This window comes from Oxalobacteraceae sp. CFBP 8761 (assembly GCA_014841595.1).
Taxonomy (GTDB): domain Bacteria; phylum Pseudomonadota; class Gammaproteobacteria; order Burkholderiales; family Burkholderiaceae_D; genus Telluria.
Genome location: JACYUE010000001.1, coordinates 928,743 through 942,277 on the forward strand (window position 1 = coordinate 928,743; position 13,535 = coordinate 942,277).

Sequence of the window (13,535 nt, forward strand, 5' to 3'; positions counted from 1 at the left end):
AAAGAACATCATGCGTATCAGTACCGCGAACCTGTATTCCACCTCGACCAACCAGCTCAACACGCTGCAAAGCGCGCTCGCGCGCACGCAGATGCAGCTGTCGACCGACCGCCGCCTGTTGACCGCCGCCGACGATCCGGTCGCTTCGGCGCGCGCGCTCGAAGTGAGCCAGTCGCAGGAAATCAACGCCCAGTTCGCCACCAACCGCAACAGCGCGAAGTCATCGCTGGCGCAGGTGGAATCGACGCTGCAAAATACGGGCGATGTGCTGCAGGACATCCAGACGCTGGCCGTCACGGCCGGTAACGCCACGATGCTGCCGAGCGACCGCGAAAAGCTGGCGACCGAACTCGAAGGCCGGCTGGCCGATCTCCTGGGCATCGCCAATACCGCCGACGGCTCGGGTGGTTTCCTGTTTTCGGGTTACATGACCACGACGCAGCCGTTCACCAGCACCCCAACCGGCGCCGCCTACCAGGGCGATCAGGGTGTGCGCCAGTTGCAGGTGAGCGATTCGCGCAAATTGCCGCTGTCGGCATCGGGCAGCGCCATTTTCGAGGCGATCCCGACCGGCAACGGCAACTTCCAGACCCAGGCCGGCAGCGCCAACAAGGGCGCGGCGCTGATCTCGTCCGGTTCGGTCGTGGACCGCCAGGCATTCAATAGCACCAAGTACGGGATCGAATTTGCGGTCAGCACCGCCACGCCGCCGGTGACCACGTATTCGGTCTACAACACGAGCAGCAATCCGAAAGCCGTGGTCAGCAGCGGCAATGCCTATGAAGCCGGCAAGCAGATCACCTTTGGCGGTATGGCCCTGGACATCAAGGGCGTGCCGGCCAATGGCGACACCTTCAGTGTCGAGCCAAGCCAGAAGCAGTCAGTGTTTACGACCGTGACCGACCTGATCGCCACACTGCGCCTGCCGGGCGAAGGCTCGGCCGGCAAGGCAGCGCTGACCAATGGCCTGAACACGGCCATCGACAACCTGAAGAATGCGCACGACAACGTGCTGACGGTACAGTCATCGGTCGGCGCCCACATGAAAGAGCTCGATTACCTCGACAGCACCGGCGACGACCTGGACATCCAGTACGCATCCACGCTCGACGACCTGGTGGGCCTCGACACCGTCAAGGCCATCTCGGACTTCTCGCAGCAGCAAATGACGCTGCAGGCGGCGCAGATGTCGTTCAAGACGATGTCGGGCCTGTCGCTGTTTAACTACCTTTGATCTTCGGCGCGACCTTACCGTTCACCTTCGGTGGTTCTTTCGCGGCGCGGATCTCTGCACCGCAGTTCGTGTCGGGCGCCTTGTCGACGTTGATCAACGGGAGCAGGGCGGCCAGCGGATTGATCGCTGCCAGCGCCACAGCTGCACCGGCCTTGAGCGCCAGCGGCCCGGCATGCGGACCCACCTTCGGATCCTTGAACGTGCCGCGCGCATACAGTGGCGTCCGCAGCGACAGGATCCGCGCACCCTTGGTTTTTGGCCGCACGTCGACGTCCAGCTTCTCGGTCGCCAGGTCCACATAGCCGGTCGCGTTCACCACCGCATCTTCACTGTCGAGCACGAAACGATCGATGTTCGCGCGGCCATTGCGCACCGTGGTGGTCGCTGCCACGCAGTTGAGCATGGTTTGCTTGTCGCCGAAAATCTTGACGTAGACGGCGTTGGCCACGTTCAGGCCGGCCAGTTCAAGGACGAACTGGCTGACCGTGCCCTCGGTAACCACGGCATTGATCTCGCCCTGCGACGTGCCCAGCATGGCCGCCACGGTATTGCCCTTGCCGACCAGCGCCCCATCGCCATTGATTTCACCAAAGGTCGCCTGCATCGATTGCAGCTTGGGGAACAGTTCGCGGATCTTCACGCCGCGCGCCGCCAGCCGGGCCGATGCATCCAGCACTTTCTCGCGACCGTCCAGGCGGATATTCGACGTGATGCGCCCGCCGGCCAGCGCAAAGCTCAACGGAGTCAGCGTCAGGACCTTGTCCTTCATGCGGATCGTGGTCTCGATGTCACGCAGCGGAATGTCGGCCGTGCGCAGGATCTGTTTACCAGTGAATTTGACCTCGGCATCGAGTGCGCCCCACTTGGCCGTGTTGAACTGGTCGACCGGCAGGGCCTTGCCCGGCGCCGGCGCCGTGACCTTGCCCGCGGCCTTCGTGCCTTCGCCCGTATCCGCGCCCACGGTCGGACCCAGATCGGCGAGGCGCAGTTGCTTCGAAGTCAGTGCACCCGTCAGCAGCGGCCGCGGCTTGCGCTGGGCGTAGGCGAGCGTACCCGCGATATCGCTGGCGCCGACCTTGCCGGTGAAATCTTTATAGGTGAAGGTCCAGAAGTCGCCGTCCTTCTTGCCCAGCAAGGTGCCCTTGGTGGCATATGGCGGCGTTTCCGGCAGCAGCACGCCGGTCAGACCGTACAGGTCGGCCATGCTGGCGCCGGCCAGTTGCATCTGCAGGGCAAAGCCCGACAGCGAGCGCGGATCGCGGATGATGCCGCGCAGGCCAAGCTTGTTTTCGCCGGCCGTGGCTTCCGCTTCGATCGGGAAGCTGGTGTCGTCGCCGGTGAGCGAGAGCACCGCGCCGGCCTTGCCGCCACCGGTGATCTTCGCCTTGTTGTAGGTGCCGGCCAGTGTGAACGTCAGGCCATACGGCGGCACGCCTGCTGCCGTGGAGGCGGTTTCGCCGCCCTTGATCGAATCGGCCGTGGCGCGCAGGTCCAGGCCGACCGGCTCATCGACGTAGCGCACCTTGGCGCTGTCGAAGGCCAAGCGCTGCAGATCGACCTTCCATTCTGATGGGCCGTTGTCCTTGAAGGTCCACGAATTGCTGCCATCGGCGCGGCGCTGGACGGCGATGTCCGGATTGGCCAGGCGCAGGTCGGTGATCACGACATCCTTCGTGAGCAGCGGCAGGATGCGCACGCCCGCTTCGATGCGCTGGGCGGCGGCCATCTGCGTGCCGACCGTGCTCCAGGCGGGATTGCTCATGTACACGTTGTCGGCCGTGATATGCGGCTGCGGCACGAAGCGCCGCCAGCCCGTTTCGCCGTTGCGATCACGCTGGAACTTGACGTCCAGGTCACCGCGGATGGCAAATTCACGCCCGGTTGTCTCTGACACCTTGCGGTTGACGTAGGGACGCAGCATGTTCCAGTCGAACAGCATGAGGAACAGGATCACTGCCACGGTGATGGCCAGCAAGATCCAGCCGGTAATTTTGAGAGGTCTGGAAAGAGTCATTGTCGATCGTGCCCATGAGTGGGTCAGCGGCTGGCGCAGCGAGGCACCGGGATGGTCAGGCTAGCAGGGTCCAGGCAATATTGTTGGTTGGCTAAGTCGCACTACTGCACAATTAATTGGTATTTTTTTACGCTTTACGGGAGGAGAGGGGAAATCCAGGACGAGGAGTGCCACGTGATTTTATGCTTTCTGGTTATCTCGATGCGGCTTCCATCGGGCTATACTGATTTTCTCCTTACCCGTTTGTCACGCTCATGCACACCGACAATCTGCTCGCCAATGCCTCCACCGCCGACCGGGTCGTCGCAACGGGTTTTGCAGCCACGGCCCCTGACACGACTGCGCCGAGAATAGTCTCGGTCAGCGCGACCGTCGACGGACCCCTCACGATCGTGTTCGATGAAGCGATCCAGGTGCACGGCGGCAGGCTTTGGCTGATTGCCGGGAATTATTCGACGACACTCGAATTGATCGACATGACCGGCCCTGCGGTGACGGTCAGCGGCAACACGCTCACCTACACCCCCGATCATCTGCTGGCGGTGCGCAGCTATAACGTGAGCTTAGGCACCGGCAGCATTGCTGATGCTAGCGGCAACCTCAACAACGATTTTCTATCCATGGGACCGTTCGAGATCAACACACTGCGTAATGGCGACACCGCGGTTTCCGGCCTCGGCGCCGAAACTCGCGGTCGTGTGATGGGTACCGATGCCAACATGCGCGACACGGCAGTCTTTCCCAGAGCTCTATCCGACTTCACATTCACCAAGACGGAGACCGGCAATACCGTGCCGATCCCCTGGGGCGGATATTCGGTGGAGCTGACCAGTATCGAACGCGCCCTGTTCACTGAAAGCAAGGACGCGCTGGCCCTGTCCATGGCGGGCAACCTGGGCCAGGTTTACCGCCTGTACCGGGCCGCGTTCGACCGTACACCCGACAAGATCGGTTTCGGTTTCTGGCTAGCGGTCAGCGACGCGGGCCAGACGTTGACGGCGATCTCGCAGAGCTTCATCGACAGCGCGGAGTTCACCGACCTGTATGGCGCCAATACCAGCAATATGGCCTTCATCGACGCGCTGTATGACAACGTACTGCATCGCGACGGCGAAGCGTCCGGTGTCGCATTCTGGAATGCTGCGCTGGACCATGGAACCAGTCGCGCGGACGTACTCATTGAATTTGCCGAGAGCGTGGAAAATCGCGCGCAACTGGCAGACGTGATTGGCAATGGCTTTACCTACACGCCGTATGGGTGAATCGCTCGCGCTCTGGTAAGGCGCAGTATTGAATATCTGATCAATCACTTCCCTGTTTCACACGAGGAAAAACTCGAGGCCACGCGCCATGGCCGGGAAGGTTGCCGAACCGTGATCTTCATGCGCCAGCAGGTGGAACTGCACACGCGCCAGGGTGTTGGTCTTTCGTAGCCGCTCGCCCAGTTCGCGCGCGTTGTCCACCATGCGGCGCGCAGCGGCGATGGCGTCACGGCCCTGCAGCGGGCCGTTTGCCGTTGACGGTTGTTCCAGTTCGCCCACGGCCAGCATCAGCGACGGCTTCGCGGGCAGGGTGGCAACGCGCCGATTGAAACCGTCCATGCCATCCAGTACCACACGCTCGCGGTACCAGATCGATGGGCTGGCCGCCAGGTACGTCTGGAACATTGCCGGGCGGGTGAACAAAGCGTGCAATGTGCACAGCCCGCCGTACGAATGACCATACAGCGCCTGGCGCGCCGGATCGAGCGGCGCCAGCGTGGCGATCAGCGGCTTGAGTTCGCGTTCGATAAAGTCGAGGAACAGATCGGCGCCGCCTTCCTTCGCAGGACCGCCCGCACCCGAGGGTGGCGTGTAGTCGCGACCGCGCCCCATCCCGTAATCGAACTCGCCCGGATAGCCGATGCCGACGACAACGGGCAGCGCAGCGCCCCGCGGCAGAATCGTGCGCGCCATCACCGCCAGCGTCGGGAAGGTCGCGTTGCCGTCGAGCGCGTAGACGACCGGGTAGCCGGCGGGTGGGGGCGGGGTCGTCGGGATACTGACGAAGATGCGGTAGGTCTGGCCGGTGGTGGGTGAGGTGATGTCGAGCTGCCGGGCCTGGTGCAGCGTGGCGGGTTGCCACTCAACTGCGGCGCGGGCCAGTGGGGTGGCGAGGGCGGTCAGTGCGACAGCGGCGCCGAGGATGCGGCGGCGTGGGAAGCAGGTGGGAACGGCAGCAGGAGTGGCCATGCGCATGTTGAAAGATGAGAATGATTCTCATTGTAACGCAGCGCGCTGGCTGCCGTTACCCTGGCGCTGGCACCACCGGCGTCGCTGCCGGCTGCGCACCCGCAGTCCCCGGCTGCGGATTGCTGGCGCGCGGCAATGATCTGCTGACTTCAATGCCCTGGTTGAACAGGTTGACGATCGGCGCGCCGAGGTACGGCAGCACCAGGCTCAGCGTCAGGAAGCCCACGCCCAGCGTGATCGGAAAGCCGATGCCGAAGATGTTCAGCTGCGGTGCGGCGCGCGTCAGGATGCCGAGGGCGACCTGCGTGATCAAGAGCGCAGCGATGATCGGCATGGCGATCTGCAGCCCGGCCGAGAAGATGCGGCCGCCCCAGCGCACCAGTTCCAGCGCCGTGTTCGATGAAAACGGGGTGTCGGTGATGGGCATCGTGATGAAGCTTTCGGCCAGTGCCTCGAGCAGGATCAGGTGACCATTCACGGCCAGAAAGGCCATCGTCGCAACCAGTGCCATGAACTGGCTGATGGCCGACGAGCGCCCGCGCGTGCTGGGGTCGAAGAACATCGCGAAGCCCAGGCCCATCGTCTGGCTCGAGACTTCGCCGGCGTACTCGATCGCGGCAAATACGATGCGCATCGCGAAGCCCATCGCCAGTCCGATGATCATTTCCTTGGTCAGGATAAGGAGGCCCGCCCACGAGGTCGGGTCGGCCGCCGGCACGGCCGGCACGAGGGGCGCGATGACGATCGCCAGCAGGATGCCCAGCGAGAGCTTGGCCCGCACCGGCACGCTGGCGTTGCCGAACAGCGGGGCGGCAGCGATCAGGCCGAGAATGCGCGACAGCGGCCACAGCAGACCGGCGATCCAGGCATTCATTTCCGCCGAGGTCAGCGTCAGCATCGGGCGCCTCCGGGCGTGCGCACGCGGGCCTTAGCCGATCAGGCCGGGAATACCCGTGAACACCTGGCGCATATAGTCCAGCATCACCGACAGCATCCACGGGCCGGCCACCACCAGCGTGACGAACACGCCGACCAGTTTCGGGATGAACGAGAGCGTGGCCTCGTTGATCTGGGTCGCGGCCTGGAAAATACTGATGACCAGGCCGACGATCAGCGCCACCAGCAACAGCGGCGCCGAGACCATCAGGGTCACTTCCATGGCCGTGCGGCCCATCGTCATTACGCTCTCGGGAGTCATCGCGCGGCGTCCTCTAATAGAAGCTCTGGGACAGCGAGCCCAGCAGAAGTTGCCAGCCGTCGACCAGCACGAACAGCATCAGCTTGAACGGCAGCGCGATGACGGCCGGGGACATCATCATCATGCCCATCGCCATCAGGACCGACGCCACCACCATGTCGATGATCAAAAACGGAATGAAGATCGCAAAGCCGATCTGGAACGCCGTCTTGAGTTCACTGGTGACGAACGCCGGAATCAGGACCCGCAGCGGAATGTCTTCGGGGCCCTGCAGCGCCGGCGAGCGCGAAATCTTGACGAACAGCGCCAGGTCGGATTCGCGCGTCTGCTTGATCATGAATTCCTTCAGCGGCACGGCGCCCCGGTTCATGGCCTCGGTCATCTGGATCTGGTTGTTCTGCAGCGGCAGATATGCTTCGCTATAGATGCGGTCGAACGTTGGCCCCATCACGAAGAACGTCAAAAACAACGCCAGCCCCACCATCACCTGGTTCGGCGGCGCGGTCTGGGTGCCAAGTGCCTGGCGCAGCAGCGAGAGCACGATGATGATGCGCGTGAAGCTCGTCATCATCAGCAGTGCGGCCGGTAAAAAGGTGAGCGAGGTGAGCAGCAGCAGCGTCTGCACCGGCAGCGAATACGCGGTGCCGCCGTTGGCTGCCGGGCTGCTCTGGAAGGCCGGGATGCCGGGCTGGGCCGCCGCGATCAGCGGCAGCAGGGCCAGGCCAGCGGCCAGCCACAGGTGTTTATGACGCATTGCGTTTGTCCATCGTGTTCTTGAGCCAGTCGGCAAAGCGTGTGGCGGGGATAGTGCCTTGTCCGGCGCCCGTGCCTGCACCCAGGTCGACGTCCTGGCGCGGCATCGTGTGCAGCGCGTTCACGCGGCCCGGGGCGGCGCCGACGACGATCCACTGGTCGCCCACTTCCACCACCATGATGCGTTCGCGTCCGCCGATATTCAGCGCCCCGACCACGCGCAGGTTGGCCAGACCGCCGCCCGGCTTGGGGCCGTAGCGCTTGAGCAGCCAGGCCAGGCCGATCAACAGGCCCAGCACGAGCAGCAGCGCGAAAATTGTTTGCAGCAGGCCGGCCGCGCCGGAGCCGCTGGAGGCCGGCAGCGCGACTTGCGGCGGCGGGCGCATCGGCGTGATGGCAGGGGCGGTGGTCGTGGTGGATGGCGCCGGCGTGGCCGCTGTCACTGCCGCAGCTTCTACAGGTTCTGCAGGCACGGCAGCATCGCCCGGCAGCGCGGCAACCGGCGGCGCGGTCACGGCGGGCACCGTGGCCGGCGCCGGTACCGCGGGTGTCGCCGGCCGGCCGGTGGTGGTCTCACTGGCTGGCGCCGCCTGCTGCGCCAGCGCGAGCGGCGCCGCCAGCAGCAGCGCCGCAATGGTCGAAAAATAGCTGGCGGCGGCGCGGCGTGCGGTCATTTATTGAGTTTGCGAATCCGCTCGGATGGCGTGATGATGTCGGTGAGCCGGATGCCGAACTTGTCGTTCACGACCACCACCTCGCCCTGGGCAATCAGGCAGCCATTGACGAGCACGTCCATCGGTTCACCCGCCAGGCCATCGAGCTCGACGACCGAACCCTGGGCCAGTTGCAGCAGGTTCTTGATGGCGATCTTGGTGCGGCCCAGTTCGACCGTCAGTTGCACCGGGATGTCGAGGATGAAGTCGATGTCGTTCGGCGTTTCGTTGCGCGCGCCCTTGTTCGAAAAATCCTTGAACACGGCTGCGGCGGCCACCGGTGCGGCGGCCGCAGAGGACGTCTGGCGTTCGAGTGCTGCCGCTTCGGCCGCGGCCTGTTCGGCAATGGCTGCGCCCCAATCGTCGTCGATGTTTTCCTGGTCTTCCTGATTGTCGGACATGGTGTTCTCCTGTGCGGCGGGCGCTGCGCGCCTCGCCAATATACCGATTACTTGTTGAATGTGTCGCTATTGGCGAGCAGCTTCTCGACCTTCAGCGCGTATTGTCCGCTGAAGACGCCATAGCTGCAGTCCATCACGGGTACGCCATCGACGGTGGCCTGCACCATCTCGGGCACCACGATCGGGATGACGTCGCCGATTTTCATGTTGAGGATTTCGTCGAAGTTGGCCTTGCCGTGACCCAGCACCGCGACCAGCTCGACTTCGGCGACCTGGATCTGCTGCGTCATCAGGCGCACCCAGCGCTTGTCGACTTCCAGCGCTTCGCCCTGCAGGCTCGAGGTCAGGGCATCGCGGATCGGCTCGATCATTGAATACGGCATGCAGAAGTGGATCTGGCCTGACACCGAGCCCAGTTCCACCGTGAAGGTGCACGACACGACCACTTCGTTCGGCGTGGCGATGTTGGCGAACTGCGTGTTCATCTCGGACCGGATGAACTCGAATTCGACCGGGAACACCGGCTCCCACGACTTGGCGTACGCCTCGAAGATGATGTCGAGGATACGCATGATGATGCGCTGCTCGGTCTGGGTAAAATCGCGGCCTTCGACGCGGGTGTGGAAGCGCCCGTCGCCGCCGAACAGGTTATCCACCAGCAGGAACACGAGGCCCGGATCGAGCACCATCAGTGCCGTGCCGCGCAGCGGCTTCATGTGCACCAGGTTCAGGTTGGTCGGGACCACGAGGTTGCGGATGAACTCGCTGTATTTTGACACCCGCACCGAGCCGACCGACACTTCGGCGCTGCGGCGCAGGAAGTTGAACAACCCAATCCGCAAATACCTGGCGAAACGCTCGTTGATGATCTCGAGCGTCGGCATGCGGCCGCGCACGATGCGCTCCTGCGTTGCCAGGTTGTAGGTGCGGACCCCCGAGGTGTCTTCAGGCGCCGAGATGTCGTCCTGATCGCCGTTGACCCCTTTTAAGAGGGCATCGACTTCTTCCTGGGAGAGGAAATTATCGGCCATGTTTGTCTGGATTTACTGGATGATGAACGAGGTGAATAATACGTCGGACACTTCCTGTTCGTCGCCATCTTTCTCGAAGGGTTCGGTAATGGCCGTCCGGATCTCGGTGGCGAGCTGCTGCTTGCCCTCGACGGTGCTGATCTCGGATGCCTTTTTGCTCGACAGCAGCAACAGCATGCGATTGCGCACGATCGCCATATTGTCCTTGACCAGCGTGGCCTGCTCGGCGCCCGCCACTTGCAGCGTGAACTGCACTTGCAAATACTGTTCACCGTTTTCCGGTTGCAGGTTCACGGTGAACGACTCGATCGGCACGTACTCGGCTTTCGCGTCCGGGTTCTTCTTTTTCTTTTTCTTGTGTTCCTTGGCCGGCGCGTCTTCTTCTTCGCCATGGGCCGCTGACCCCTGCGTGAAGTACCAGCCTGCACCGGCGCCTGCGCCCAGTACCAGCACGGCGGCGAGGATCATGATGATCAGCTTTTTCTTCGAGCCGGAAGGTGCCGCTGCGGTGTCCGCTTTCGGATCAGCTTTCATTTTCGGATTCGCTTTCAAGATGTGTCTTTGCCGCTGGTTGGTGAGGGTTCATCATTATGGCATTGTCGTGGAAAGATGCGTCCCAGCAAGCCTCGAATAGAGGGTGGAAGCCGTGGTAATCCGTGTGATTGTTGCTGAGGCGCGATGACAGAATAGAAAAGGGCGGCCGCGCGGCCGCCCCCGGGACACCAGTGCGGCATCAGGCGAACAGATCGACCATGCCATGGTCGCCGATCGAGACGGTGCGCGTACGCGGCGCGACCTCGTTCACGGCCGGCGCGGCATCCTGGCCGTCACCCGTCAGGCCACCGGCGCCGCCCTGGCCGCCCTGCGCCCGGCGGTCACTGTCCTGCTGCTGCTGGCGCTGGTCGGGCACATTGGCGTCGACCGTAGCGTTGCCGAGCGCGATGCCGCTTTCGCTCATCATTTCGCGCAGGCGGGGCAGGGCGTTTTCAAGCGCCTGGCGCACGTCGAGCTGGTCGGACGAGAAGGCGACGGTGGCCTGGTCGTTGGTCACGTTCAGCACGATCTGCACCGGGCCCAGGTCGGGCGGGTTCAGGGTCAGCGTGGCCGCTTGCTCCTTGCCGACCATGTACACGATGCGCTGGCTGACCTGGTTGTCCCAGGCCTGGGTGCCCAGGCGTGCCGGGATGCGGTCGCCCGGCATCGCCGGATTGCCCGTGGCATCGACCTTGGCCGCCTGGGCCTGCAGTGCAGCCAGCGGGGCCGGGGCTTCTTCGGCCACTGGCAGTTGCTGCTGTTGGGTCTCGCGCAGCTGGGCCTGGAACTGACCGACATCCTGCTCGCCCTGTGGCAGCGCGGTGCCGGGTGCCTGGGTGGTGCGCAGGTCGGCAGGTGCCTGCTGCACGCCGCTGGCGAGTGCCTGGCCCTTGCCGCCGGCGGCGTCCGTGTCGTCGGTGGCGCCGGTGGTCATGGCTTTCATGTTGTTGAGCGCCGTTTCGAGCGCGGTCAGCTGTGCGTCGCCTTCCGTGGCGGCACCGGCTGCGGCGGCGTCGGTGCTGATGGTGGCAGCGGCGCTGGCCGGCTGGTTCAGGCTGGCCATGAAGGCGAGCATGTCGGTGACCGGCGTGGTGGCTGCCGCTGCGGCCGCGGCCGCTTCTGCTGCGGCCGCGTCGTCGGCATCGCTTGCTGCATCTGCCGTGTTGCTGCTGGCCGCCTGCGTGGACTTGGCGTCACCGTCGTGCATTGGCGGGCGGATGGTCGAGCGGGTCGGGCCGTCGCGTACCGGATCGCGGTTGGCCGGTTTGTCGGCGTTTGCCGGTTTTGGCCCTTGCGCCGGTTTAGGTTGCGCCGCTGGTTGCGGCGGCGCTGCCGGCTGGCGCGTGGCCATTTCACGGTTCAGCGTGGCGCTGAATCCGCCAGTGCCGCTACTCCGTGCTGCGTCGGCCAGGCGATCGGGCGTGGCCGGACGCTGCGTCGTGGCGTTGGCGCCGGTGATCTGGAACGGGAGGGTGTTGGTCTGCATCGTCATGGTGGACTCGACTATCGACGTTGGTTCAGCGTTGTTTGTAACGGGCGCCACGGGCTGCGTGGTCATCCATCTGCTTCTGGTCGCGCTTGTTCTCGACCTTGAGTGCTTCGCTTGCTGCGCGTTCGTTCAGCGTGCGGTAGGACAGGCGCTTGCGCTCGCTTTCCTGCCAGGTCGTGCGCTCGAACGTCGCCTTGTTCTGCGCGTGTTTGAGCACTTCGCGCTGGCCATTCAATGCGTGGTCCAGCTTGCCGATGAAGGCAACGAAGTTGTGGTACGCGAAAGGCGTGATGCCGTCCATCTGGGCGGTGTCGAGCTTGCGCGCGTATTCGTCGCGGTAACCGACCAGCATGGCCAGCTTCTGCTCGGCGTCCTCGACCAGTTTCAGGGCCGCACCAAGCCGCTTGGCGGCCGCGTCGGAGTCGCGTTGCGCCAGGTCGATCAGTGTTTCGAGAGCGGAAGCTTGTGCCATGGTGAATTACATTCTACCGGCATGACGTTGCCCGCAATCACTAGAATAACGTGGTCAATCGCCCCAAGCTCTCGGGAAGCGACGCGTTGTCGTGGATTTCCTGGCACAGGAATTCCTCGATCTCGGTGTTCTTGGCAATCGCCATGTCGAGCACCGGATCGCTGCCGGCCGCATACGCGCCCACACTGATCAGGTCGCGCGAGCGCTGGTAGCGCGAGTACAGCTGCTTGAGCTTGCGCGCTGCCAGCTGGTGCTCGTGCGTGGTGATCGAGTGCATGGCGCGCGAGATCGATTGCTCGATGTCGATCGCCGGGTAGTGACCGGCTTCGGCCAGGTGGCGGTTGAGCACGATGTGGCCGTCGAGAATACCGCGCGCCGCATCGGCGATCGGATCCTGCTGGTCGTCGCCCTCGGACAGCACGGTATAAAACGCCGTGATCGAGCCGCCGCCTTCGAGGCCGTTGCCGGCCCGTTCGACCAGCACCGGCAGCTTGGCGAACACGGACGGCGGATAGCCCTTGGTCGCCGGCGGCTCGCCGATCGCCAGCGCGATTTCGCGCTGCGCCATCGCGTAGCGGGTCAGCGAATCCATGATCAGCATGACGTTCTTGCCCTGGTCGCGGAAGTACTCGGCAATCGCGGTGGCGTAGGCCGCGCCCTGCAGGCGCAGGAGCGGCGGCGAGTCGGCTGGTGCGGCCACCACGGCCGAGCGTGCGCGGCCTTCCGGGCCCAGGATCTGGTCGATAAATTCCTTCACCTCGCGGCCCCGTTCGCCGATCAGGCCGACGACGATGATCTCGGCCTCGGTGTAGCGCGCGATCATGCCGAGCAGGACCGATTTGCCGACACCGGTACCGGCAAACAGGCCCAGACGCTGGCCGCGGCCGACCGTCAGCATCGAATTGATGGCACGCACGCCGACGTCGAGCGTGTCCTTGATCGGCGCGCGGTCGAGCGGATTCACGGGGCGGGCATTCAGCGGCGCCATGTCGGACGTGCCAAGCGGCCCCAGGCCATCGAGCGGCCGGCCGGCGCCATCGACGACGCGGCCCAGCAGCTGGATACCCACCGGCAGGTGGCGCGCGCGGTCTTGCGGCCGGCGCCGCCCGTGCGGCACGCTGCCCGGCGGCGGCAGCACGCTTTCGACGGGGAACACGCGCGAGCCGGGCACGACGCCTTCGGTGTCGCTTTGCGGCATCAGGAACAGGCGCTCGCCCTCGAACCCGACCACTTCGGCCTCGATCTGGCCGCTGGCGGTGGGGATCGTGCAGGCCGCGCCCACGGCCAGGCGCAGGCCGACGCATTCCATCACCAAGCCCGCCACGCGCGTGACGCGGCCCGAAATCTGCAGCGGCTCGGCAAAGCTGACGAGCGTGTCGCAGTCGCGGATATACGCTTTCCAGCGCGCCGTGTGGCGGTCGTGCGAAGACACCTCGGGCGGGTGCAGGGTGGTGTGGTCGTCCAT

General features: G+C 64.4%; 14 protein-coding genes. 2 read left to right on the top strand and 12 right to left on the bottom strand.

The features are described 5' to 3' along the window. The first annotated feature begins 10 nt into the window (after positions 1-10). A complete protein-coding gene (gene flgL, locus IFU00_04115; GenBank protein ID MBD8541466.1) occupies positions 11-1,234 on the top strand; it encodes a flagellar hook-associated protein FlgL in 1,224 nt (407 codons plus the stop codon). Here flgL and IFU00_04120 read toward each other — a convergent pair. Then, positions 1,221-3,248 carry an AsmA family protein gene (locus IFU00_04120; protein ID MBD8541467.1) on the bottom strand — a complete coding sequence of 676 codons (2,028 nt, stop codon included), beginning with the start codon at positions 3,246-3,248 and terminating at the stop codon, positions 1,221-1,223. The genes flgL and IFU00_04120 overlap by 14 nt on opposite strands. 254 nt (positions 3,249-3,502) lie before the next feature. Here IFU00_04120 and IFU00_04125 point away from each other — a divergent pair, with 254 nt between their 5' ends. Next, positions 3,503-4,510: a DUF4214 domain-containing protein gene (locus IFU00_04125; GenBank protein ID MBD8541468.1), complete on the top strand. Its 1,008-nt coding sequence runs from the start codon at positions 3,503-3,505 to the stop codon at positions 4,508-4,510. 57 nt (positions 4,511-4,567) lie between these two features. On the opposite strand, the gene IFU00_04130 is transcribed toward IFU00_04125, so the two are convergent. From IFU00_04130 to fliI, 11 genes are all read right to left on the bottom strand, one after another. After that, complete coding sequence (locus tag IFU00_04130) at positions 4,568-5,479, bottom strand: alpha/beta hydrolase (GenBank protein MBD8541469.1); 912 nt, start codon at positions 5,477-5,479, stop codon at positions 4,568-4,570. Between the two features lie 55 nt (positions 5,480-5,534). Continuing rightward, positions 5,535-6,377: a flagellar biosynthetic protein FliR gene (fliR, locus tag IFU00_04135; GenBank protein ID MBD8541470.1), complete on the bottom strand. Its 843-nt coding sequence runs from the start codon at positions 6,375-6,377 to the stop codon at positions 5,535-5,537. 30 nt (positions 6,378-6,407) lie between these two features. Then, entirely contained in the window at positions 6,408-6,677 is a 270-nt protein-coding gene (gene fliQ, locus IFU00_04140; GenBank protein ID MBD8541471.1) for a flagellar biosynthesis protein FliQ, read from the bottom strand. 13 nt (positions 6,678-6,690) lie between these two features. Next, entirely contained in the window at positions 6,691-7,431 is a 741-nt protein-coding gene (fliP, locus tag IFU00_04145; protein MBD8541472.1) for a flagellar type III secretion system pore protein FliP, read from the bottom strand. After that, the gene (gene fliO, locus IFU00_04150) at positions 7,421-8,104 is read right to left on the bottom strand and encodes a flagellar biosynthetic protein FliO (GenBank protein MBD8541473.1); all 684 of its coding nucleotides are present in this window, start codon (positions 8,102-8,104) and stop codon (positions 7,421-7,423) included. Before fliO ends, fliP begins: the two co-directional genes overlap by 11 nt. Next, positions 8,101-8,544 (bottom strand): flagellar motor switch protein FliN, encoded by a 444-nt coding sequence (gene fliN / locus IFU00_04155; GenBank protein MBD8541474.1) that lies wholly within the window; start codon positions 8,542-8,544, stop codon positions 8,101-8,103. The genes fliO and fliN overlap by 4 nt, the downstream gene beginning before the upstream one ends. A 47-nt stretch (positions 8,545-8,591) precedes the next feature. Then, complete coding sequence (gene fliM, locus IFU00_04160; protein MBD8541475.1) at positions 8,592-9,575, bottom strand: flagellar motor switch protein FliM; 984 nt, start codon at positions 9,573-9,575, stop codon at positions 8,592-8,594. A gap of 12 nt (positions 9,576-9,587) precedes the next feature. Beyond that, complete coding sequence (fliL, locus tag IFU00_04165; protein ID MBD8541476.1) at positions 9,588-10,109, bottom strand: flagellar basal body-associated protein FliL; 522 nt, start codon at positions 10,107-10,109, stop codon at positions 9,588-9,590. A gap of 199 nt (positions 10,110-10,308) precedes the next feature. Next, the gene (locus IFU00_04170; protein MBD8541477.1) at positions 10,309-11,601 is read right to left on the bottom strand and encodes a flagellar hook-length control protein FliK; all 1,293 of its coding nucleotides are present in this window, start codon (positions 11,599-11,601) and stop codon (positions 10,309-10,311) included. A gap of 25 nt (positions 11,602-11,626) precedes the next feature. After that, positions 11,627-12,070 (bottom strand): flagellar export protein FliJ, encoded by a 444-nt coding sequence (gene fliJ, locus IFU00_04175; GenBank protein MBD8541478.1) that lies wholly within the window; start codon positions 12,068-12,070, stop codon positions 11,627-11,629. Positions 12,071-12,110: 40 nt separating this feature from the next. Continuing rightward, positions 12,111-13,535, bottom strand: a complete 1,425-nt coding sequence (gene fliI, locus IFU00_04180) for a flagellar protein export ATPase FliI (protein MBD8541479.1) — start codon at positions 13,533-13,535, stop codon at positions 12,111-12,113.